This is a genomic window from Rhodococcus sp. A14, from assembly GCF_011603105.1.
Lineage (GTDB): Bacteria > Actinomycetota > Actinomycetes > Mycobacteriales > Mycobacteriaceae > Rhodococcus_F > Rhodococcus_F opacus.
This window is the reverse complement of sequence record NZ_JAAOQS010000009.1, coordinates 22,765-42,886: the sequence shown is the minus strand read 5'-3', so window position 1 is coordinate 42,886 and position 20,122 is coordinate 22,765. Positions and strand designations below refer to the sequence as shown.

Annotated in this window: 18 protein-coding genes and 2 riboswitches; of the genes, 16 read left to right on the top strand and 2 right to left on the bottom strand. The window is 68.4% G+C overall.

Translation table 11 applies throughout. The annotated features are described in order from the left end of the window. The first annotated feature begins 40 nt into the window (after window positions 1–40). Both G9373_RS07470 and G9373_RS07465 read left to right on the top strand, forming a co-directional pair. Complete coding sequence (locus G9373_RS07470) at window positions 41–1,705, top strand: alpha/beta hydrolase (protein WP_133985074.1); 1,665 nt, start codon at window positions 41–43, stop codon at window positions 1,703–1,705. Then, the gene (locus G9373_RS07465; RefSeq protein ID WP_133985072.1) at window positions 1,702–2,211 is read left to right on the top strand and encodes an LppA family lipoprotein; all 510 of its coding nucleotides are present in this window, start codon (window positions 1,702–1,704) and stop codon (window positions 2,209–2,211) included. Before G9373_RS07470 ends, G9373_RS07465 begins: the two co-directional genes overlap by 4 nt. A 21-nt stretch (window positions 2,212–2,232) precedes the next feature. Here G9373_RS07465 and G9373_RS07460 read toward each other — a convergent pair whose 3' ends face one another. Both G9373_RS07460 and G9373_RS07455 read right to left on the bottom strand, forming a co-directional pair. Further along, window positions 2,233–3,024: an HAD-IIA family hydrolase gene (locus G9373_RS07460; RefSeq protein WP_005562415.1), complete on the bottom strand. Its 792-nt coding sequence runs from the start codon at window positions 3,022–3,024 to the stop codon at window positions 2,233–2,235. Between the two features lie 76 nt (window positions 3,025–3,100). After that, window positions 3,101–3,868 (bottom strand): sulfite exporter TauE/SafE family protein, encoded by a 768-nt coding sequence (locus G9373_RS07455; RefSeq protein ID WP_005562418.1) that lies wholly within the window; start codon window positions 3,866–3,868, stop codon window positions 3,101–3,103. A gap of 212 nt (window positions 3,869–4,080) precedes the next feature. Further along, a riboswitch (SAM riboswitch) is annotated at window positions 4,081–4,177 on the top strand. A 271-nt stretch (window positions 4,178–4,448) separates the two neighbouring features. Here G9373_RS07455 and G9373_RS07450 point away from each other — a divergent pair. The 14 genes from G9373_RS07450 (at window position 4,449) to G9373_RS07385 (ending at window position 20,121) form a co-directional block, all read left to right on the top strand. After that, the gene (locus G9373_RS07450; protein WP_133986744.1) at window positions 4,449–5,384 is read left to right on the top strand and encodes an amino acid ABC transporter permease; all 936 of its coding nucleotides are present in this window, start codon (window positions 4,449–4,451) and stop codon (window positions 5,382–5,384) included. Further along, a complete protein-coding gene (locus G9373_RS07445) occupies window positions 5,381–6,163 on the top strand; it encodes an amino acid ABC transporter ATP-binding protein (protein WP_133985070.1) in 783 nt (260 codons plus the stop codon). The genes G9373_RS07450 and G9373_RS07445 overlap by 4 nt, the downstream gene beginning before the upstream one ends. Before the next feature lie 37 nt (window positions 6,164–6,200). After that, entirely contained in the window at window positions 6,201–7,172 is a 972-nt protein-coding gene (locus G9373_RS07440; RefSeq protein WP_133985068.1) for an ABC transporter substrate-binding protein, read from the top strand. Between the two features lie 11 nt (window positions 7,173–7,183). Next, window positions 7,184–7,726 carry a GNAT family N-acetyltransferase gene (locus tag G9373_RS07435; RefSeq protein ID WP_005254186.1) on the top strand — a complete coding sequence of 181 codons (543 nt, stop codon included), beginning with the start codon at window positions 7,184–7,186 and terminating at the stop codon, window positions 7,724–7,726. Next, complete coding sequence (locus tag G9373_RS07430; protein ID WP_133985066.1) at window positions 7,723–8,784, top strand: LLM class flavin-dependent oxidoreductase; 1,062 nt, start codon at window positions 7,723–7,725, stop codon at window positions 8,782–8,784. Before G9373_RS07435 ends, G9373_RS07430 begins: the two co-directional genes overlap by 4 nt. Further along, window positions 8,781–9,839 carry an LLM class flavin-dependent oxidoreductase gene (locus tag G9373_RS07425; RefSeq protein ID WP_054245466.1) on the top strand — a complete coding sequence of 353 codons (1,059 nt, stop codon included), beginning with the start codon at window positions 8,781–8,783 and terminating at the stop codon, window positions 9,837–9,839. Before G9373_RS07430 ends, G9373_RS07425 begins: the two co-directional genes overlap by 4 nt. 15 nt (window positions 9,840–9,854) lie before the next feature. Next, window positions 9,855–11,249 (top strand): NtaA/DmoA family FMN-dependent monooxygenase, encoded by a 1,395-nt coding sequence (locus G9373_RS07420; RefSeq protein WP_133985064.1) that lies wholly within the window; start codon window positions 9,855–9,857, stop codon window positions 11,247–11,249. A gap of 46 nt (window positions 11,250–11,295) precedes the next feature. Next, window positions 11,296–11,389, top strand: a riboswitch (SAM riboswitch). A gap of 241 nt (window positions 11,390–11,630) precedes the next feature. Then, window positions 11,631–13,250, top strand: coding sequence for an ABC transporter substrate-binding protein (locus G9373_RS07415; RefSeq protein WP_133986743.1), 1,620 nt, complete (start codon window positions 11,631–11,633; stop codon window positions 13,248–13,250). Window positions 13,251–13,253: 3 nt separating this feature from the next. Then, entirely contained in the window at window positions 13,254–14,243 is a 990-nt protein-coding gene (locus G9373_RS07410; protein ID WP_133985062.1) for an ABC transporter permease, read from the top strand. Beyond that, window positions 14,236–15,156: an ABC transporter permease gene (locus G9373_RS07405; RefSeq protein ID WP_133985060.1), complete on the top strand. Its 921-nt coding sequence runs from the start codon at window positions 14,236–14,238 to the stop codon at window positions 15,154–15,156. The genes G9373_RS07410 and G9373_RS07405 overlap by 8 nt, the downstream gene beginning before the upstream one ends. Beyond that, complete coding sequence (locus G9373_RS07400; RefSeq protein ID WP_005562438.1) at window positions 15,153–16,829, top strand: ABC transporter ATP-binding protein; 1,677 nt, start codon at window positions 15,153–15,155, stop codon at window positions 16,827–16,829. Before G9373_RS07405 ends, G9373_RS07400 begins: the two co-directional genes overlap by 4 nt. Further along, a complete protein-coding gene (locus tag G9373_RS07395; protein WP_005562439.1) occupies window positions 16,822–17,958 on the top strand; it encodes an LLM class flavin-dependent oxidoreductase in 1,137 nt (378 codons plus the stop codon). Before G9373_RS07400 ends, G9373_RS07395 begins: the two co-directional genes overlap by 8 nt. A gap of 4 nt (window positions 17,959–17,962) precedes the next feature. Then, complete coding sequence (locus G9373_RS07390) at window positions 17,963–19,327, top strand: NtaA/DmoA family FMN-dependent monooxygenase (protein WP_005562440.1); 1,365 nt, start codon at window positions 17,963–17,965, stop codon at window positions 19,325–19,327. Continuing rightward, window positions 19,324–20,121: a DUF1684 domain-containing protein gene (locus tag G9373_RS07385; RefSeq protein WP_133985058.1), complete on the top strand. Its 798-nt coding sequence runs from the start codon at window positions 19,324–19,326 to the stop codon at window positions 20,119–20,121. Before G9373_RS07390 ends, G9373_RS07385 begins: the two co-directional genes overlap by 4 nt. Window position 20,122: the final 1 nt, after the last annotated feature.

Genomic DNA, 20,122 nt, shown 5'->3' with positions numbered 1-20,122 from the left:
ATCCGTTAGGGTACGGGCATTATGCATCCTGGGGGGGATCGTGAATCTGAGGGACATAGTCCAGTGGGACACCCGCGCGCTGCAGGCCGTGCAACGGTCGCTGTCGGTGCGGGCGGCGACGATCCGTTTCGTGCAGGACGGTCTCGCCGACATCGGCCGGTTGCCGGCGTGGCAGGACGACGCCGCGGACGCCGCACGTCGGCGGTTCCGGATCGTCGCGGATGATCTGAGCGGCGAGGCGACGGCGATCGCCGTCGTCGAGAGGCTGGCCCGCGACCTGGTCGACGCGGTCACGCACCTGAAAGCCGAGGTCGGCGGCCTCCGGGAAGCGGCTGCCGCCCACGGGATGGTCCTGTCGGACAACGGGGACATCATCGATGCGCCCGGACCGCCGGTCGACGCTGCGGCAACACGGCGGGACGAACTTCGTGCCGCCGCCCGGGCGTTGATCCTGCAGGCGGAGGACCTCGTCGCCGACGCGGCCGCTGTCCTGGCGCGGGCCGCGGACGGCGCGGCCGAACCCGGTGAGACGGATCGCGCGGGCACCGGACTGTCCGCCCCTGCGCCGCCGCCGGACGGCTCCCCGCTCGACAACCGCGAGTACTGGGAGGCGCTGCCGGCAGCCCAGCGCCGCGAGGTGATCGAGCAGCATCCCGAGTGGGTGGGTAATCGCGACGGCATCCCGTCCGCGGTACGGCACGAGGCGAACGTGAGCCGGTTCGACGACGAGCGGTCGCGATGGGAGGCGGAACGGGTCCGGCTCCGGGACAGGCTGGACCGCAACATGTTCGGTGGAGCTTTCACCGAAGACGACGCCGGGCTGTGGTACGCCGAGCAGAAGTTGCGGGACCTCGACGACCTCGAGAAACTCGTGCGCGATCACCCGGACGGCAGGTTGATGCTGCTCGACCTGCAGTCGGGGGAACGGACGATGGCCGCGTTCGCACTCGGCGACCCGGACACCGCCGACCACATCTCCGTCACCACGCCGGGCATCGACACGACCGTCGCCTCGCTGCGCGGGATGACCGACGAGGCGGCGGCGCTGAAGGCCGAGACCGAACGGCAATTGGACCTGGCCGGCCGCACCGGCGACACGGTGTCGACGATCGCGTGGCTGGGCTATCAGCCGCCGACCACCACCGGTCCGGGCAATTACGACGTGCCGTTCATCGACCAGAATCTCGGGCGCGGATGGCTCGTCGATTCCTGGCAGTCCGACCGCGCGACCGCGGGTGCCCCGAAACTCGCCTCGTTCTACGAGGGTCTCGACATTGCTTCCCGGACGCCCGATCCGCATATCACCGCGCTCGGCCATTCGTATGGTTCGTACACCCAGGGCCTGGCCCTGCAGGACGCGGGACCGCGGCAACCGGTCGACGACGCCGTGTTCTACGGTTCGCCCGGGTTCGACGCGAACGACGAATCGGATCTCGGGTTGGCGCCCCGGCACGGGTTCGTGATGCGCGCGCCCGACGACCCCATCACCGTGGCAGACGGGTTCGGCAGGCTCGGCCCCGATCCGGTGCAGACGGACCTCGAACAACTGTCGGTGCTCGAGGCGTCGACCCCGGACGGCGTGCGGCGCGAAGATGCCAGCGGGCACAGCGAGTATCCGCGGCCGAGTGGCAACGGGGAGCTGCGGACGTCCGGCTACAACATGGCGGTGATCGTCGCGGGCATGCCGGAACTGGCTGTCCGGTGACGGTCCGCGGCGGGTGGGTGGTGAAGACGGTCGCCGTGATCGGCGCGGCGATCCTGACGAGCGGATGTGGTGGCGTGATGGACAACCCGTACAACTTCAGCGACGAGGAGGTTGCGGCGGCGGCAGCGAGCCTGAGCGACCGGCCGACACTCGCGGTCACCGAGCGGCAGGTCACCGATGCGCTGGTGCGGATCAGCGAGGCCGTCGCTGCGATTGCACCGGATGTCCGGTGGCGGTGGCATCGCGAACGCAGCCAGGGCGGCGGATGCCCGGGACCGTATGCGTACGCGGAGGGGCAATCCGTCACCACGCAGGTATTGCTGTCCGACACCCCGATCGGCGACGCGGACTGGCCCGCCGTGCTGGCCGCGGCCCGTGCGATCGCCACCGACGCCGGAATGGACCGGCTCGACGTGACGTTCGCCGGTGGAGACGGGAACCGGATCACGTTCGGGACGTACAGGGCAGCGACCATCAGGGGCGTCACCGGCTGCCGCCACCCGTGAGTACTTGTCAACGTCCCGCGGTTAAGAAGTACTCACGGGCGGCGGAGCCGCATCGCCGAACGGATCCGACGTGCGGCCGACCAGATCGGCGACCGATTTGAGCACCGCGGTGGGGCGGTAGGGGAACAGTTCCACCGAATCCCGCGTCGAAATTCCGGTGAGGACCAGGATGGTCTGCAGCCCGGCCTCGAGCCCGCAGACGATGTCGGTGTCCATGCGATCGCCGATCATCAGCGTGTTCGCGGAGTGCGCGCCGATGGCCCGCAGCGCCGAGCGCATCATCAGCGCATTCGGCTTGCCCACGTAGTACGGGTCGCGGCCGGTGGCCCTGCTGATCAGTGCTGCAACGGATCCCGTGGCCGGAAGGGAACCCTCCCGGGACGGGCCGGTGGGGTCGGGGTTGGTGGCGATGAAGCGAGCGCCCCTCTCCACCAGACGAATTGCGGTGGTGATCGCTTCGAAGGAGTAGGTGCGGGTCTCGCCGAGGACCACGTAGTCGGGATCGTTCTCGGTGAGAACGTACCCGATGTCGTGCAGTGCGGTGGTGAGCCCGGATTCGCCGACGACGTACGCGCTGCCGCCGGGGCGCTGGTTCGCCAGGAACGTCGCGGTGGCCAGGGCGGACGTCCAGATCGATTCCTCGGGAATGTCCAGGCCGGTGCGGAGCAGGCGGGCGCGGAGGTCACGCGGAGTCCTGATCGAATTGTTGGTCAGAACGATGAACGGGGTACCGGATTCCCGGAGTTCTGCCAGGAACAGGTCGGCCCCGGGGACCAGGTGCTCTTCGTGGACGAGAACGCCGTCCATGTCCATGAGATAGGTCCAGCCCGGGTGCTCTACGTCGTTGCTCACCGACTCAGTATGAGGGAGTGGGAGGGTGCATGCGCGACTATGCGAGCAGCCGGAACAGACCGATGAGGCCGACGACGACGATGGTTCCCCGCAACGCGGTGGGCGACAGCCTGCGGCCGTAGCGGGCCCCGAGGACGCCTCCTAGCAGCGAACCCACCGCGATGAGGCCGGCGGCCGCCCAGCTGATCCGCTCGAAGGCCACGAGCGTGTACGCGGTCGCGGCGACGACGTTGACGATCAGCGAGAGCAGGTTCTTCGCGCCGTTCATCCGTTGCAGGCTCTCCGGCAGGATCGCGCCCATCACACCCATCAGCAGGATGCCCTGCGCCGCGGTGAAGTATCCGCCGTACACGCCCACGGCGAACGTCCCGACGGTCAGCAGGGTGAGGCGCGCCGGGCTCAAGCCGGCCTCGTGGCTGCCGCGCTGCTTTGCCCAGGCCTGGATCTTCGGCTGCAGCACCACCAGGATCAGGGCGAGGATCAGCAGCACCGGGACGACGAGTTCGAACACGGTTTCGGGCAGGTGCAGCAGTAGCCACGAGCCGAGAATTGCACCGCACAGTGACGCCGGTATCTGCCACCGCAGTCGCGGTCCCTGCCCGGCCAGTTCCCTCCGGTAACCCCACGTGCCGGATACGCCACCGGCGACCAGGCCGATCGCGTTCGACATCGTGGCGGTCACCGGAGGGAACCCGAATGCCACCAGGGTGGGGAAGGTGATGAGCGTGCCGCTGCCGACGATGGCGTTGATCGCCCCCGCGCCCACGCCGGCTACCAGGATCGCGATGACTTCGAATGGTGTCACCGAGGCGACGTTACAAGGGCCGCGGAAGGCCCGGCAGCCGGGTCATACCGCCGCGGAAACGCAGGGCTGCACGCACAATCCAACCGCATGATTCGCTGCCTGTCAGTACTTCTGCGCACGGTGATTCTTGAATCCGCTCGACACCATTTCCCCTGTGTTGCAGGGAAATACCTCGTGTTGACGGGCTTCGGGAATGCGGCTAGTGTTCGCTTCAACCATCCAGAGCGACCGAGAGACCTGGCTCGTTGACGTCGCAGCAACCCTTCCGAATTCTTCGGGTGCGGGTGCTACCGCCGGGATCGATGGAAGGCAGCACATGAACTACCTTGCGCGCCCTGCGTGGCGCAGACGGCACATCGACCTGTGCCGGACCACCTCCTGCCACTGTTGACGAGGTCTCACAGCACGCTCACCGGGCATTTCGCCCGGTGAGCGCCTGACGCGCGCCCGCATCCCGCGGAAGACGCGCCCTCCTCCCGTCCCGTTCCAGGTGAAAGGCCGCCTCAGTGATGTCTGTCGTAAGTGGTGAGGGAGCGTGAGCGCCCCCGTTCGGGCGCGTTCGGCCGCGCCCCTCGATTCAGTGCCCTCCGGCGACGCGGACGCCGCGCTGGAAGTGGCGCGGACGTGGCATCCGTGGCGGTGGATCGTCAGCGCCGCCGTGCTGGTACTGCTCGCCCAGTTCGTCCACGGCCTCGCCACCAACCCGGGATGGGACTGGGCCACGTTCGCCAAGTACTTCACCGCCGGCTCCGTGCTGCAGGCGCTGTGGATGACGGTGAAGCTGACGCTGTGGGGGACGGTCCTCGGATTCGCACTCGGCGTGGTGCTTGCGGTCAGCCGCTTGTCGCACAACCCGGTCCTGCAGGTGATCGCCTGGGTGTACATCTGGGCGTTCCGGTCGATTCCGCTGATCGTGCAGCTCCTGTTCTGGTTCAACATCACCTACCTGTATCAGACTCTGTCGCTGGGCATTCCGTTCGGACCGGGGTTCTTCACGTTCGAGGTCAACGGCGTCATCAGCGGCTTCACCGCCGCCGTCATCGGGCTTGCCCTGCACCAGGCCGCGTACTCCGCCGAGATCATCCGCTCCGGCATCATCTCGGTGGACCACGGGCAGATCGAGGCGGCGCAGTCGCTGGGCATCCCGCGCCGACGCCAGTTCTTCAAGATCGTTCTGCCCCAGGCTATGCGCGGCATCCCGCCGAACGCCGCGAACGAGGTGATCAGCCTGTTCAAGGGCACCTCGATCGTGTCGACGATGGCGATCGCCGAACTGTTCTACCAGGTTCAGGTGATCTTCGGCCGCAACGGCCGTGTCGTACCGCTGCTGATGGTCGCGACGATCTGGTACATCATCCTGACCACGCTGTTGTCGATCGGCCAGTACTACGTCGAGCGGCACTACGCGCGCGGATCGGCTCGGGCACTGCCGCCGACTCCGTGGCAGAAGCTCACCCGGAAGTTCGCCGAGATCCGTGACGCCGGTGTCTCCGTACCGAGAGGTGCCACGAAATGACGGTCGAAGCCACTCCGGCGGAGTTCGCGGTGGAAGTTCGCGGAGTCCACAAGTCCTTCGGCGCACTCGACGTCCTGCAGGGTGTGGACCTGCTGGTCCGCAAGGGCGAGGTGACGGTGATCCTGGGGCCTTCGGGTTCCGGCAAGTCGACGCTGCTGCGCACGCTCAACCACCTGGAGAAGGTCGACCGGGGCACCATCCGCATCGACGGCGACCTCATCGGCTACCGGCGCAAGGGCAACAAACTCCACGAACTGCGTGAACGCGAGATCCTGAAGCAGCGTTCCCGGATCGGATTCGTGTTCCAGAACTTCACTCTGTTCCCCCACCTCACGGTGCTGGAGAACGTGATCGAGGCGCCGGTGTCGGCGCAGGGCCGCGACCGCGCCGAGGTCGAGGCCGAGGCGATCGCGCTGCTGGAACGGGTCGGCGTGCGCGACAAGGCCCACGAGTACCCGCGACAACTGTCCGGCGGCCAGCAGCAGCGGGTCGCGATCGCCCGGGCCCTCGCACTGCGCCCGGCGGTGATCCTGTTCGACGAGCCCACGTCGGCCCTCGACCCCGAACTCGTCGGTGAGGTCCTCGCCGTGATCAAACAACTGGCACGGGACGGCGCGACCCTCGTGATCGTCACCCACGAGGTGGGTTTCGCGCGGGAGGTCGCCGACACGGCGGTCTTCATGGACGCCGGCGTCGTCGTGGAACAGGGCCCGCCCTCGCAGGTCCTCGACAACCCGCAGCACGACCGCACCACAGCATTCCTCTCCCGAGTTCTCTGATTCTCCACACCTCGGTGTGGATCCCCGAAAGGCACACATGTCCACCGCACGGTTCCGTACGAAGATTCTGGCCTCGGCCCTCACCACCGTCGCGCTGCTCGCTGCCGCGTGCGGGGGCGGCGACGTCGAGGACGAGGGATCGGGGCCGACCTCGGCCGCCGGATACAACCTCACCGCCGACCAGAATCGCATCACCACCGACGAGGTCGAGTCGATCGCCGCGAAGGTTCCCCAGCAGATCCGCGACCGCGGCACGCTCATCGTGACGGGCAGCGCCGGTTCCGCTCCGCCCCTGCGTTTCTACGCCGACGACGACAAGACGCTCATCGGCTCGGAGACCGACTTCGCGTACCTGATCGGCGACGTTCTCGGGTTGAAGGTCGACCTCCAGGCCGCGGACTGGGCGCAGAACTTCGTTCGCATCGACTCGGGGGAGGCCGACGCGTTCATCTCGAACGTCACCGTCACCGAGGAGCGGAAGGAGAAATACGACTTCTCGACGTACCGCCTCGACACGGTCGCGTTCGAGACGAAGAAGGACAGCGGCATCCAGATCAAGGAGCCCAAGGACGTCGCGGGCCTGAAGATCGCGGTCTCCTCCGGCACCAATCAGGAAGCGCTGCTGGTGAAGTGGAGTGAGCAGAACGTCGAGGCGGGGCTCGAACCCACCGACATCACCTATTACCAGAACGTCACCGACTACTACCTTCCCCTCGCGTCGGGCCGGATCGACGCCTACTTCGGGCCCAACCCGTCCTCGTCGTTCCACGTGGCGCAGGCGGGGGAGAGCGAGATCGCCGGAACGTTCTCGGGGGCAGGCGACGCCCTCCAGGGTGAGATCGCCGTGCTCACCAAGAAAGACAACGGACTGGTGACCGCAGTCAACGAGGCCATCAACCACATCATCGAGAACGGCACGTATGCACAGGTTCTCGACCGCTGGAACATCGCGAGCGAGGCAGTCGGCACGTCGGTCGTCAACCCGCCCGGACTCCCGAAGACCAGCTGACAGGAGGACCAGTGACCGAGAGGACCGAATCCGTGCAGACCGTGTTCGTCGACCAGGCGGATCCACTTGCCGCGCCGCTGCTCGAAGACCTGGCGATCGAGTACAGCACTCGGTACGGGCGCACCCGCGACGAGATCTACGACGATCTCAGCACGTACCCGGCGGAGGAGTTCGCCGCACCGGGTGGCGCGTTGCTCGTCGTGGTCGAGGACGGGACGTCCGTGGCGGGCGGGGCCTTCCGCCGCTACGACGACACGACTGCCGAGCTCAAACGGATCTGGACCTCGTCGGCGCACCGCCGCCGCGGCCTCGGACGAATCGTGCTGCGGGAGCTCGAGGCCGAGATCGTCCGGGCCGGTTATTCCCGCATCTTCCTCACCACGGGGCCGCGGCAGCCCGAGGCGGTGGCCCTGTATCTGGCCGCGGGGTACACGGCACTGTTCGACCGCACCCTCCCACCGCAGGACGTCGGAATCCACGGATTCGAGAAGATCCTGCACACCGCTACCGCTCTGCCTTCCGCCTGTGCCGCAAAGGAGTACGAGTCCGTATGAAGTTTCTGCTGATGAGCCTGATCACTCACCAACCGGATCCGGCGACCGGGGAGAAGATCGGCACTGCGGCCAGGCTGCAGGAGGTCGTGGAGTCCGCCGTCCTCGCCGAGCAACTGGGGTACGACGGGTTCGCGGTGGGTGAGCGCCACGAACATCCCTTCCTGTCCTCGTCCCCACCCGTGGTGCTCAGCGCCATCGCGGCGCGCACCAGCACGCTGCAGTTGTGGACGGCGGTCACCACGCTGAGCCTGCTCGACCCGGTCCGTGCATTCGAGGACTACTCGACGCTGGACAACCTGTCGGGCGGACGGCTGCAGCTCATCATCGGCAAGGGCAACGGCACCGCGCAGGCGGAGCTGTTCCACGTCACCCCCGACGATCAGTGGGACCGCAACCGCGAGGGCTACGAACTGTTCCGGCAGTTGTGGGAGAGCGAGGACGTCACCTGGGAAGGTACGTTCCGGCCGTCTCTCGAGCACGCTGTCGCACTGCCGCGCCCGCTGCAGCGGCGGATCCGGATCTGGCACGGCAGCGCGACGAGCAAGGAATCGGTGGATCTCGCGGCCCGCTACGGTGATCCGATCTTCTCCGCGAACGTCACGTACCCCATCGACTCGTACGCCGAACTCGTCCAGCACTACCGCGAACGGTGGGCCCACTACGGTCACGATCCCGCCGACGCCCTCGTCGGCGCCGGAACTGCCGGGTTCTACGTGACGCCGAACTCACAGGATGCCCTCGACGTGTGGCGGACGATTCACGCCGCCCGCCTCGACTTCGCCCGCAGGGCAGGACTTCCGGTGGTGTTCGCGACCGTCGAGGACTTCGTCGAACGCAGCTCCGCACTGATCGGCAGCCCGCAGCAGGTGATCGACAAGGTGCAGCGCTACCACGAGCAGTTCGGCCACGAGGTGATCCACCTGAGCGCCGACCGCGTCGGCAGCGACAAGCAGCACCGCGAAAGCCTGGAGCTGTTCCAGGCCGACGTGGCGCCCGCGCTGCGCGAGACCATTCCGAGCCGACCCCTCACGGCCGGCACCGAGGAGGAAGACGCATGAGACTGGTGCTGGGCATCGAACTCGACGGCGAGGGTGCGCATCCCGAAGCCTGGCGACGAGCCGCGCACACACCGGACCGGTTGCTGACCGGGCGAACGGTGGCGGACCGGGTCGCGGCCGCGGAGAACGCCGGTTTCACGTTCGCGTCCTTCGACGATTCGCTCCTGCCTCCCGGCGCCGACGGGGGACCCGTGGGCCGGATCGACGCGGTGAACCGCGCAGCGTTCGTCGCGGCGACCACCAGCACGATCGGTCTCGTACCGGTCGTCGGCACCACATACGCCGAGCCGTTCCACACGTCCTCCCAACTCGCGACGCTCGACTACGCGTCGCGCGGTCGCGGCGGCTGGATCGCAGCACGCGACACCGACCCGCGGGTCGCGAGCGCACTGGGCCGGCCCGAGGTCACCGCACCCGACGACCTCGCGCGGGAGGAACGGGACGCGATCACCGTGGTCCGGGACCTGTGGGATTCGTGGGAGGACGACGCGGTGATCCGCGACCACGCCACCGGGCGTTTCGTCGACCGCGACCGATTGCACTACATCGACTTCCAGGGCGAGACCTACTCGGTGAAGGGTCCGGCCATCGTGCCACGACCGCCGCAGGGGCGCCTGGTGGTGTTCGGCTCCGAGGCGAACACCGATCCCTCCCTGGTCGACGTGGTGCTGGTGTCCGGACCGACACTCGAGGACACCACCGCGGCCGCCGGGCGCGCGAAGGCAGGCGGCGCACCGCTGGTGTTCGCCGAACTGGATGTGGCACTCGGCTCGTCCCCGTCTGCCCCGCCGAGCGGACGGCTGTCGTTCGCCGGCGATGCCACCGGGCTGCTGGAACTGCTGCGGGCCCTGGATGCGCACGTCGACGGTGTGCGCCTGCATCCCGCAGTCGTCGACGAGGATCTTCCGGTGCTCGCGCGGTCCGTGGTCCCGGCACTCCTGCGCGCCGGCATCGCCCACCGCCCCGTCCCCGGTTCGACCCTGCGCAGCACGCTGGGCCTCGACCGTCCCGTCACCCGATTCCAGGCCGAGCGCCTCGAAGACTCTTCTCGCTGAAAGGTTGTGGAGAACATGACCGACAACTCGTACGCCAGGCCCGGCGCCCAGGTGCACTTCGGTGTCTTCTTCCAGGGCGTCAATCACACGACGATCTGGTCGGATCCGTCGAGCGGATCGCAGATCGACTTCGAAACGTTCCGGCGGGTGGCACTGACCGCCGAGAGGGGCCTGTTCGACGCCTTCTTCCTCGGTGAGGGCCTGCGCCTGCGGGAACAGGAAGGCAAGATCCTCGATCTCGACATCGTGGGCAGGCCGGACGCGATCACCCAGCTCGCGGCGCTGGCCGGCATCACCCGGCACATCGGGTTGGTGGCCACCCAGAACACCACCTACAACGAGCCGGCCGACCTCGCCCGGCGGCTGTCCGGGCTGGACCTGCTGTCCGGTGGCCGTGCCGGCTGGAACGCCGTCACCACGGACAACGCCTGGACCGGTGAGAACTTCCGGCGCGGCGGCTTCCTCGATCACGCGGACAGATACGAGCGGGCCGGGCAGTTCCTCGACACCGCCCGGGTGATCTGGGATGCGTGGGCCGACGGCGCGGTCGCGACGAGCACCGACGCGCCGTCGTGGTCGACCCCGGACGGGGTGCGGGAGGTGTCCCGGCGGACGTCGCAGTTCGACGTCACGATCACTCCCACGCTGCCGCGCAGCGCCCAGGGGCATCCCGTCATCTTCCAGGCCGGCGACTCACCGGGGGGCCGGGACTTCGCGGCCGCGCACACCGACGTGATCTTCTCCCGGCACGGAACGCATTTCGACGAGGCGCTCACCTTCGCCGAGGACATCCGGGCGAGACTGCGTCGTGCAGGGCGCCCCGAGGACGACGTCAAGATTCTGCCGGGCACGCAGATCGTGCTCGCGGAGAACGCGTCCGAGGTGGAGGAGAAGGTGCGCTGGGTTCTCGAGGGCCAGTACACCGGGCAGACGGCGTTGTCGCTGGTGGGTCAGGTGTGGGGCCGTGATCTGTCCGATCGCGACCCGGACGGTCCACTGCCCGAATTCAATCCGGTGCCCGCGCCGATCTCCGTCACCCGCGGGGCGGCGCGCGACGGAAAGGATCCGCTCGCCATCGCGCGGGAATGGCGAGCCTTGGCGGAGGCGCAGAACCTGTCGCTGCGTCAGGTCGCGATCGCGACCACCCAGCGCTCCGGTTTCGCGGGCACCCCTGGGCAGGTCGCCGACGAACTCACCCGGTGGGTTCGCAGCGGCGCGACGGACGGGTTCAACATCTCGCCCCACCTGGTGCCTACCGGACTCGACGAGATCGTCGACCTGCTGGTGCCCGAATTGCAGGAGCGAGGCTCGTACCGAACGGAATACGAAGGCTCCACTCTGCGCGAACATCTCGGTCTCCGGCCCGCTCTGTCGCGGCGGGAACTCCCGCCCCGGCAGGCAGTGGGGTAACGGGGTCCGTGTGGCGCGGCGACCGGCGATCTCTTACACTCGGTAACGACCATCCAGAGCGACCGAGAGACCTGGCTCGTTGACGTCGCAGCAACCCCCCGCCCTGCGGGTGCGGGTGCTACCGCCGGGATCGATGGAGGAACGATGTTGACCGAAGGTTTCGTGAGCGCCTGGGGGCGTCTCCACGTCGATCTCTGCCGACTGTCCACCTCGATCTGTCACAGCTGACCTGATACCCCGATCCGTCGGGGTTCCGGCTCTTCACACCGCATCCGCGTCGGATCCGGTGTCCCTCACCTTCCTGTGCGCGTGAGCGCTGCCGAATAGTCTCGGCAGCGCGCACCGCACTTCTTCGAGATCACGGAGTTCTCGGTGCCATCAGTGCTTTTGTCCTCGCCCATCGCAGCAGGTATCGGTGCCGCTGCCGTGCTGGCCACGGCGCTCACCGCCTGCGGTGGCGGTTCCAGCAGTTCCTCCGCAGATGCGGGCCCCGCACAGCCGGGCGGCACAGTCCGCTACGGCCTCTCCCAGGCACCCACGTGCGCCGACCCGGCGCAGTCGGGCACGAACCAGACGATCTACGTGGCTCGTCAGGTGGTGGACTCGCTCACCGACCAGGACCCGGCAACAGGTGAACTGAAGCCGTGGCTCGCCGAGAGCTGGGAAACCGACGCCGACGCGTCCTCCTTCACGTTCCACCTGAAGGAGGGGGTGACGTTCAGCGACGGAACACCTTTCACCGCGGATTCGGTGAAGAAGAATCTCGACGCCATCGTGAACACCCTCTCCGGCGCCAAGGCCCCGCTCGGTGCCAGCTACCTCGCCGGTTACACCGGTACCACTGTGATCGACCCGCTTACCGCGCAGGTCGACTTCGCCGCACCCAACGCGCAGTTCCTGCAGGCGTCGTCGACCCCGCAACTGGGCATCCTGTCCGATGCGTCCGTCGCGAGGTCCGCCGAAGAGCGGTGCACCGGCAACATCTCGGGCACCGGGCCGTTCACGTACGCCGACTACCAGCAGGACAAGTCGGTGACCCTCGCCAAGCGTGCCGGATACAACTGGGGTTCGGACGTGTTCGGCCACGACGGCGAGGCCTACCTCGACACCATCGAGTTCAGTGTCGTGCCCGAATCCGGGGTCCGCACGGGCAGCCTGTCCTCGGGACAGCTGGACGCGATCAGCGACGCGTTGCCGCAGGACGCCCCGCAGATCGAAGGCGCGGGCGGGCAGGTGCTCACCACGTCGAACCCCGGGACCCCGTTCGGTTTCCAGCCCAACGTGACTCGCGGACCGCTCGTCGATCCGGTCGTGCGCAGCGCGCTGGTCCCGGCGATCAACCGGCAGGAACTGGTCGACACCGTGCTCGGGCCCAACTTCAAGCCCGCCACCAGCACGCTGGCCAGCCGCACCCCCGGCTACGTGTCGCTGCCGGACGTGACGTACGACCCGGAGAAGGCGAAGTCGATTCTGGATCAGGCGGGCTGGGTTCCCGGTGCCGACGGCATCCGGGAGAAGGGCGGTCAGAAGCTGAGCTTCCCCGTTCTGTTCAGCTCGGTGTTCGCCGGCAACCAGGCCATTCTCGAACTGGTGCAGCAGCAGCTCAAAGAGGTGGGAGTGGATCTGCAGCTGAATCTCGTGTCCACTCCTGAGGCCACCGCCCGCCAGAATGCCAAGGACTTCGACGCCACCTACTACAACAGCACCCGCGCCGACGGTGACATCCTCCGCACCCAGTTCGGCCTCGAGGGCCGCAACCTGAACAACCGCGGACCGATTCCCGCGCTCGACGACGTGCTCGCGAAGCAGCTCGCCACCACCGACACCACCGAGCGGAGCGCGCTCGTCGCCGACGCCCAGCAGCAGGTGCTCGACAACGGCCTGTGGATCCCCACGGTGGAGTTGTCGCAGGCGATCGGCGCCGGCCCGAACGTGCAGGACCTGAAGTTCGAGGCCTCGGCCCGGCTCCAGTTCTTCGACACCTGGATCAGCGGACGCTGAGCCATGATTCGCTACCTCGGGCTACGTGTGCTGCAGGCGATCGCCGTCCTGTGGGCGACGTTCACCGTGTCGTTCGCCGTGCTGTTCCTGCTGCCGTCCGACCCGGTGAGCATCGCCGTCGACTCGGCGACCGCCGGAACGACGGTCGACGCGGCCGCCGTCGCGGAGTTGCAGGCCCGGTACGGCCTCGACCAGCCGGTGTGGGTGCAGTACTGGAACTCCCTGAGCCACGCCGTCCGCGGTGACTTCGGGTACTCGATCGCCACCGGGCAATCGGTGACCGAGGCCATCGGGAACGCGGTGCCCAGCACGCTCGCGCTGGCGTCCGCGGCGCTGGTTCTCGCGGTCGTGTTCGGGGCAGCGGTCGCGTTTCTCGCCACCTACACGAGGGTCCACTGGGTGCGGAATCTGCTGTTCTCACTTCCTCCGCTCGGTGTCGCGGTGCCGACATTCTGGGTGGGACTGATTCTGCTGCAGCTGTTCTCGTTCCGGCTGAGGGCCTTTCCGGCGTTCGGTGACCAGGGGATCGCGACGTTGGTGCTCCCCGCGGTGACGCTCGCGCTGCCGACCGGCGCCGTGATCGCGCAGGTGCTCGCGGCGAGTCTGCAGACCACGTGGCGGCAGCCGTTCATCGAAGCCGCGCGGGCGAAAGGCGCGTCCCGCTGGCAGATCCAGACCCGGCACGCGCTGCGCCTGTCGAGCATTCCCGCGTTCACCATCGCCGGTGTGCTCGTGGGTAATCTGCTGGCCGGATCGGTTGTCGTCGAGACGGTGTTCTCGCGCGCCGGAGTGGGGCGGCTCACCCAGACTTCCGTGATGGCGCAGGATATTCCGGTCGTCCAGGGAATCGTGGTGTTGAGCTCCGTCGTCTACGTACTCGTCAATCTCGCCGTCGATCTGCTCTACCCGCTGATCGATCCCCGGATCGTCGAGGGCAGACGCAGTTCCGGCACCGGCGCCACCGCGGATGTGGAGGAGAAGGTTCATGTCTGACATCCTCACCAGGAAACTGATCGACGAGGCCGAGGGTTTCGGAACTCCGCCGATCGACCCGCCTCCCGTGATCGTGTCCGAGTCGGACAGCCGCGGACGCCGCGTGGTGACGTGGTTGCGTCGCAATCTCGCGCTCGTGGCCTCCGCCGCCGTGCTCCTTGTCGCGGTCGGATTCGCGGTGGCGCCGTCGGTGTTCGCGAGCGGTGACCCGCTGGTCGGGGTGCCCGCCCAGAAACTGCAGGCGCCGAGTGCCGCACATTGGTTCGGCACCGACAACATCGGCCGCGACGTGTATACCCGCGTGGTGCACGGGGCCGGATTGTCGCTGACCGCAACGCTGTTGGCCGTGGGGATCGCGCTGGTGGCCGGTTCGCTGATCGGCCTGCTGTCCGGTGCCGTCGGAGGGGCGCTGGACGCCGTCCTGATGCGGGTCGTCGACGTCCTCCTGTCGATCCCCGCGCTGCTGCTCTCGCTCGCACTGGTGACCGCGCTGGGGTTCGGCACCGTCAACGTGGCCATCGCGGTGGGAGTGTCACTGATCGCGAACTTCGCCCGCGTGATGCGTTCGGAGGTGCTGCGCGTACGCCGGTCGCTGTACGTCGAGGCGGCGTTCGCGTCGGGTGTCCGCTGGCACACGGTGTTGCGCCGGCACGTGCTGCGGAACTCGTACCCGCCCGTCGTGGCACTCGCCGCCGTCGAGTTCGGGATGGCGGTCCTCGCGGTGTCGTCGCTGAGCTTTCTCGGGTTCGGTGCGGTGCCGCCCACCCCGGAATGGGGCTCGCTGATCTCCGAGGGCCGGAACTACCTCGCCACCGCGTGGTGGATGACCACCCTGCCCGGACTGGTGATCGTGGCCGTCGTGCTGTCGGCGCACCGACTCGGGCATGCACTCGAACAGAGGGAAGTGCGATGAGTTCGACTACTGCTGCGGCAGGTACCACGGCGCCGCTCCTGCAGGTTTCCGGACTGCGGGTGGCATACGGGAGCGTGAGCGATCCGGTCGTGGCCGTGAAGGGCGTCGACCTCACGGTCTCGCGCGGGGAGGTGGTGGCCGTGGTCGGCGAGTCCGGCTCCGGAAAATCCACCACCGCGCATGCCATCCTCGGACTGCTCAGCGGATCCGGGCGGGCCGTCGCCGGCACCGTCACGTTCGACGGTGAGCGTCTCGACACCAAGTCGGAGCGCGCACTCGGCCGGGTTCGCGGCGCCCGGATCGGCCTGGTTCCCCAGGATCCGACGACGTCGCTCAACCCCGTCCTGCGGGTCGGCGCCCAGGTGGCGGAGGTGCTCCGGATCCACGGTCTCGCCGACCGGCGGACGGCAGGCATCGAGGCGGTGCGCATTCTCGCCGAGGCCGGGATCGACAAGCCCGAGGTGCGGGCGAGGCAGTACCCGCAGGACCTGTCGGGCGGGCAACGGCAGCGCGTCCTGATCGGGATCGCCTTGGCGTGCAGCCCCGAACTCGTGATCGCGGACGAACCGACCAGCGCACTCGACGTCACGGTGCAGCGCCGGATTCTCGATCACCTCGACGCGCGGATCGCCGAATCCGGTACCGCGGTCCTGCTGATCACGCACGATCTGGGTGTCGCCGCCGACCGTGCCGACCGGATCGTGGTGATGAGCCAGGGTGAGGTGGTGGAAGCGGGCCCCACCCGCGAGATCCTGGAGAACCCACGGCACGAGTACACCCGCACCCTGCTGGCCGCGGCGCCGAGTCTCTCGGTGGTGCGGGGGCCCAACCGCGCCGCGGCGGTGGGCGGAGCCGAACCCGATGTCCTGCTGCGCGTGTCCGGGGTGTCCAAGACGTTCCGGATCGATCGGCGCACGGCCATCGACGCCGTCCAGGACGTGTCGTTCGAGGTCCCGCGCGGGCGCACGCTGTCGCTGGTGGGGGAGTCCGGGTCCGGCAAGTCCACGGTGGCCCGGATCGCGATCCGGTTGGAATCTCCCTCCGCGGGCCGCGTCGAGTTCGACGGCCGGGACATCACCACCCTGCGCGGCGGTGCGCTGCGGGCCCTGCGCCGCCGAGTGCAGATCGTGTACCAGAACCCGTATGCGTCCCTCGATCCGAAGCTGGCGATCGCGGACATCGTGGCGGAACCTCTCGGTGCGTTCGGTGTCGGCACCAGGGCGGAACGGACGGCACGAGTCGCCGAACTGCTCGAACAGGTCGCGTTGCCGCGCACCTACCTCGAACGCAGACCGGCAGAGCTGTCCGGTGGGCAACGGCAGCGGGTCGCCATCGCCCGCGCGCTCGCTCTGCACCCCGAACTCGTCGTGCTCGACGAACCGGTGTCGGCGCTGGACGTCTCGGTGCAGTCACAGATCCTCGGGCTGCTCGAGAGCCTGCAGTGGGAACTCGGGCTGAGCTACCTCTTCATCTCGCACGACCTCGCCGTGGTCCGGCAGATCAGCGACACGGTCGCGGTGATGCGGTCCGGCCGCATCGTCGAATCGGGCGCCGCGGCAGAAATATTCGACAATCCCCGCCACGACTACACCCGGCAGTTGCTCGACGCCATCCCGGGACGATCCGTCGTGCGTCCACGTTCTGCACAGCTGGAGGAATCGATTCATGCCTGAGCCACACGACCCGCTCGTCGCCGTCGATCTGTACGGCACGGGGATCCATCCGCAGTCCTGGCGTCGTCCGGACTCGCGCGCCGAGGACCTCTTCACCCCCGGCTACTGGACCGGCCTGCTCGGGCAGGCCGACTCGGCCGGAGTTGACCTCGCCTTCGTCGGCGATACCTTCGCGATCGCCACCACGGGACATGCCGATCAGCGTGGGCACCTGGACGCGGTGGCGATCGCGGCACGGGCCGTCGCGTCCACCGAGCGCATCGGCCTGGTTCCCACGGTGACCGTCACCCACACCGAACCGTTCCACGTGTCCAAGGCCATCGCGAGCCTCGACCACGCGTCGCTCGGCCGCGCCGGGTGGCAGGTGGACGTGTCGGCCGGTCAGGCGCAGGCGAATCTGTTCGGACGCAAGGACGCACAGGATGCCGAGAGTCTGTGGGCGGAGGCGGCCGACGCGATCGAGGTCATCAGTTTGCTGTGGGACAGCTGGGAGGACGATGCCGAGATCCGCGACGTGCCCACCGGCCGCTTCATCGACCGGGACAAGCTGCACTACATCGATTTCGAGGGCACGCACTTCTCCGTGAAGGGTCCCTCGATCACGCCGCGGTCGCCGCAGGGACAGTCGCTGATCGTGATCGGTGCGCGGGACGAGCACTCCACCCGGGTCGCCGCGGCGCGCGCCGACGTGATCCGCATCGGCGCACCCACCGTGGACGCCGCGCGTGACGTCGCGGACCCGGTGCGACGTGCTGCGGTCGAGGCCGGCCGGGCCCCCGCTTCGCTCCGGATCCTGCTGGACGTCGAGGTGGTGATCGCCGAGACCGCCGACACGGCGGAACGCGACCTCGCCCAGCTCGAGAACTGGTCCGGCGGCCGCTACGAGCCGGCGTCGATTCTCCACCGCGGAGACGCGACGGGACTGTCCCGGCTGATCACCGACGTGGTGGACACCGGGGGCGTCGACGGGGTCACCCTCCGGCCGCTGGCGCTGACGTCCGGCCTGAACGAGATCACCGAACGCGTCCTGCCGCTGCTGCGGCCGGGCGGCCGGGCGTCCGACAGCAGAGTGCTCCGGGAGCGGCTCGGCTTCACCCGTCCCGACAATCACTTCGCCGGACAGGACTGACATCATGAGCAACCAGCGCAAGCAGATTCATCTCGCGGCCCACTTCCCCGGCGTCAACAACACCACCGTGTGGAGCGACCCCGAATCGAAGAGCCAGATCGACTTCGACTCGTTCGTGCACCTCGCGGAGACCGCCGAACGCGGACTGTTCGACTTCTTCTTCCTCGCCGAGGGCCTGCGCCTACGTGAGCACCGGGGCCTGATCCACGACCTCGACGTGGTGGGCCGCCCCGACACGTTGACGGTGCTCGGCGCACTCGCCGGAGTCACCACGCATCTGGGCCTGGCGGGAACGATCAACACCACGTTCAACGAACCGTACGAGCTGGCACGCCAATTCGCCTCGCTCGACCACCTGTCCGACGGCCGGGCCGCGTGGAACATGGTGACGTCCTCGGACGCGTTCACGGGGGAGAACTTCCGGCGCGGGGGATACCTCGACAAGGCCGACCGGTACGTCCGCGCAGGCGAACTGATCGAGGGCGCCCGCAAGTTCTGGGACAGCTGGGATCAGGATGCGTTGCAGATCGACCGCACTCGGGGAGTGTTCGCCCAGGACAACTCGATCCGCGACGTCACCCACTCCGGCTCCCAGTTCGACATCCGGGGACGATTCACGATTCCCCGGAGCCCGCAGGGGCACCCGGTGCTGCTGCAGGCCGGCGACTCCGATCAGGGCCGCGAATTCGGGGCCGCGCAGGCGGACGCGATCTTCACCATCCACGGGTCGCTCGAGGACGGCCAGAAGTTCTACACGGACGTCAAGGGCAGGCTGGCGAAGTACGGGCGCAGTTACGACGATCTCAAGGTCCTGCCCGCGGCGACCTTCGTGCTGGGCGACTCCGCGGCGGACGCCGCCGAGCGCGCAGATCACATCCGGCACCAGCAGGTGGGCCCGCAGACGGCGATCGCGTTTCTCGAACAGGTCTGGGGTCGTGACCTTTCCGCATACGACCCGGACGGTCCGCTACCGGACGTCGAACCGGCCGACGACACGAACATCACCCGCGGCCGGGTCCGGCACGCGAAGGACCCCCGCGAGATCGCCGCCGCGTGGCGGGCGAAGGCCGAAGCCGAGAAGCTCAGCATCCGTGAACTGATCATCGCGGTCACCACCCGCCAGCAATTCGTCGGCACCGCCGCTCAGGTGGCCGAGGAGATCGACCGCTACGTGCAGGCGGACGCGTGCGACGGCTTCATCCTGGTACCGCACCTCACACCGGCCGGGCTCGACGAGTTCGTCGAGAAGGTGGTCCCGGAATTGCAGAACCGCGGCAGCTTCCGCTCCGAGTACTCGGGGACGACCCTGCGCAGCCATCTCGGACTGCGCCATCCGCATCACCAGACAGAAGGAGTTCGGGCATCATGACCGCAGTCACGGCAGGCGCGACATTCGAGCAGGACTGGCAGGACTGGCATTCGGCGCGGGAGGAGTCTTTCCGCGACCCGCTGGGATGGCTGAGTCTCACGGCGTTGCACTGGCTCGTCGAGACCGACACCACGTTCCCCGACCCGCCCGGGAAGTGGCGGGCCGACGCGGACGGGGTGGTGATCACGGCCACCGCCGACGCCGGTCTCGAGGTCGACGGCGACGCGGTCGACGGCACGGCGACCCTCGCACCTCTGGAGGGTGCACCCGGTCTGCTCGTGCGGCACGGGAGCCGCAACATCGAGGTGATCCGGAGAACCGGTGACGTCGCCCTGCGGATCCGCGACCCCGAGGCGGGCACCCTCGCCGCGTTCACCGGCATCCCGGCGTTCCCGCCCGCGCGGCAGTGGGCCGTGCCGGCAACGTTCACCCCGTTCCCGCAGTCCCGCGTCGTGACGACGGGTGCGGTCGTCGAGGGACTCGAGCACCACCACACGGCGCTGGGCTCACTCGCATTCGAGTACGACGGCGCCGTACACGAACTCGTCGCGTTCGCAGGCACGAACGGTGGCCTGCACGTCCTGTTCACGGACGCCACCAGCGGGGTCAGCACGTACCCCGCGGCGCGGTCCCTGGCCGTGGACGCCCCAGCCGCCGACGGCCGGGTGATCCTCGATTTCAACCGGGCGGCCAACCTGCCGTGCGCGTTCACCGACTACGCCACCTGCCCGGTCGCGCCCGCCGAGAACCGGTTGACGCTCGCGGTCGAGGCCGGCGAGAAGAACCCGCGGTAGG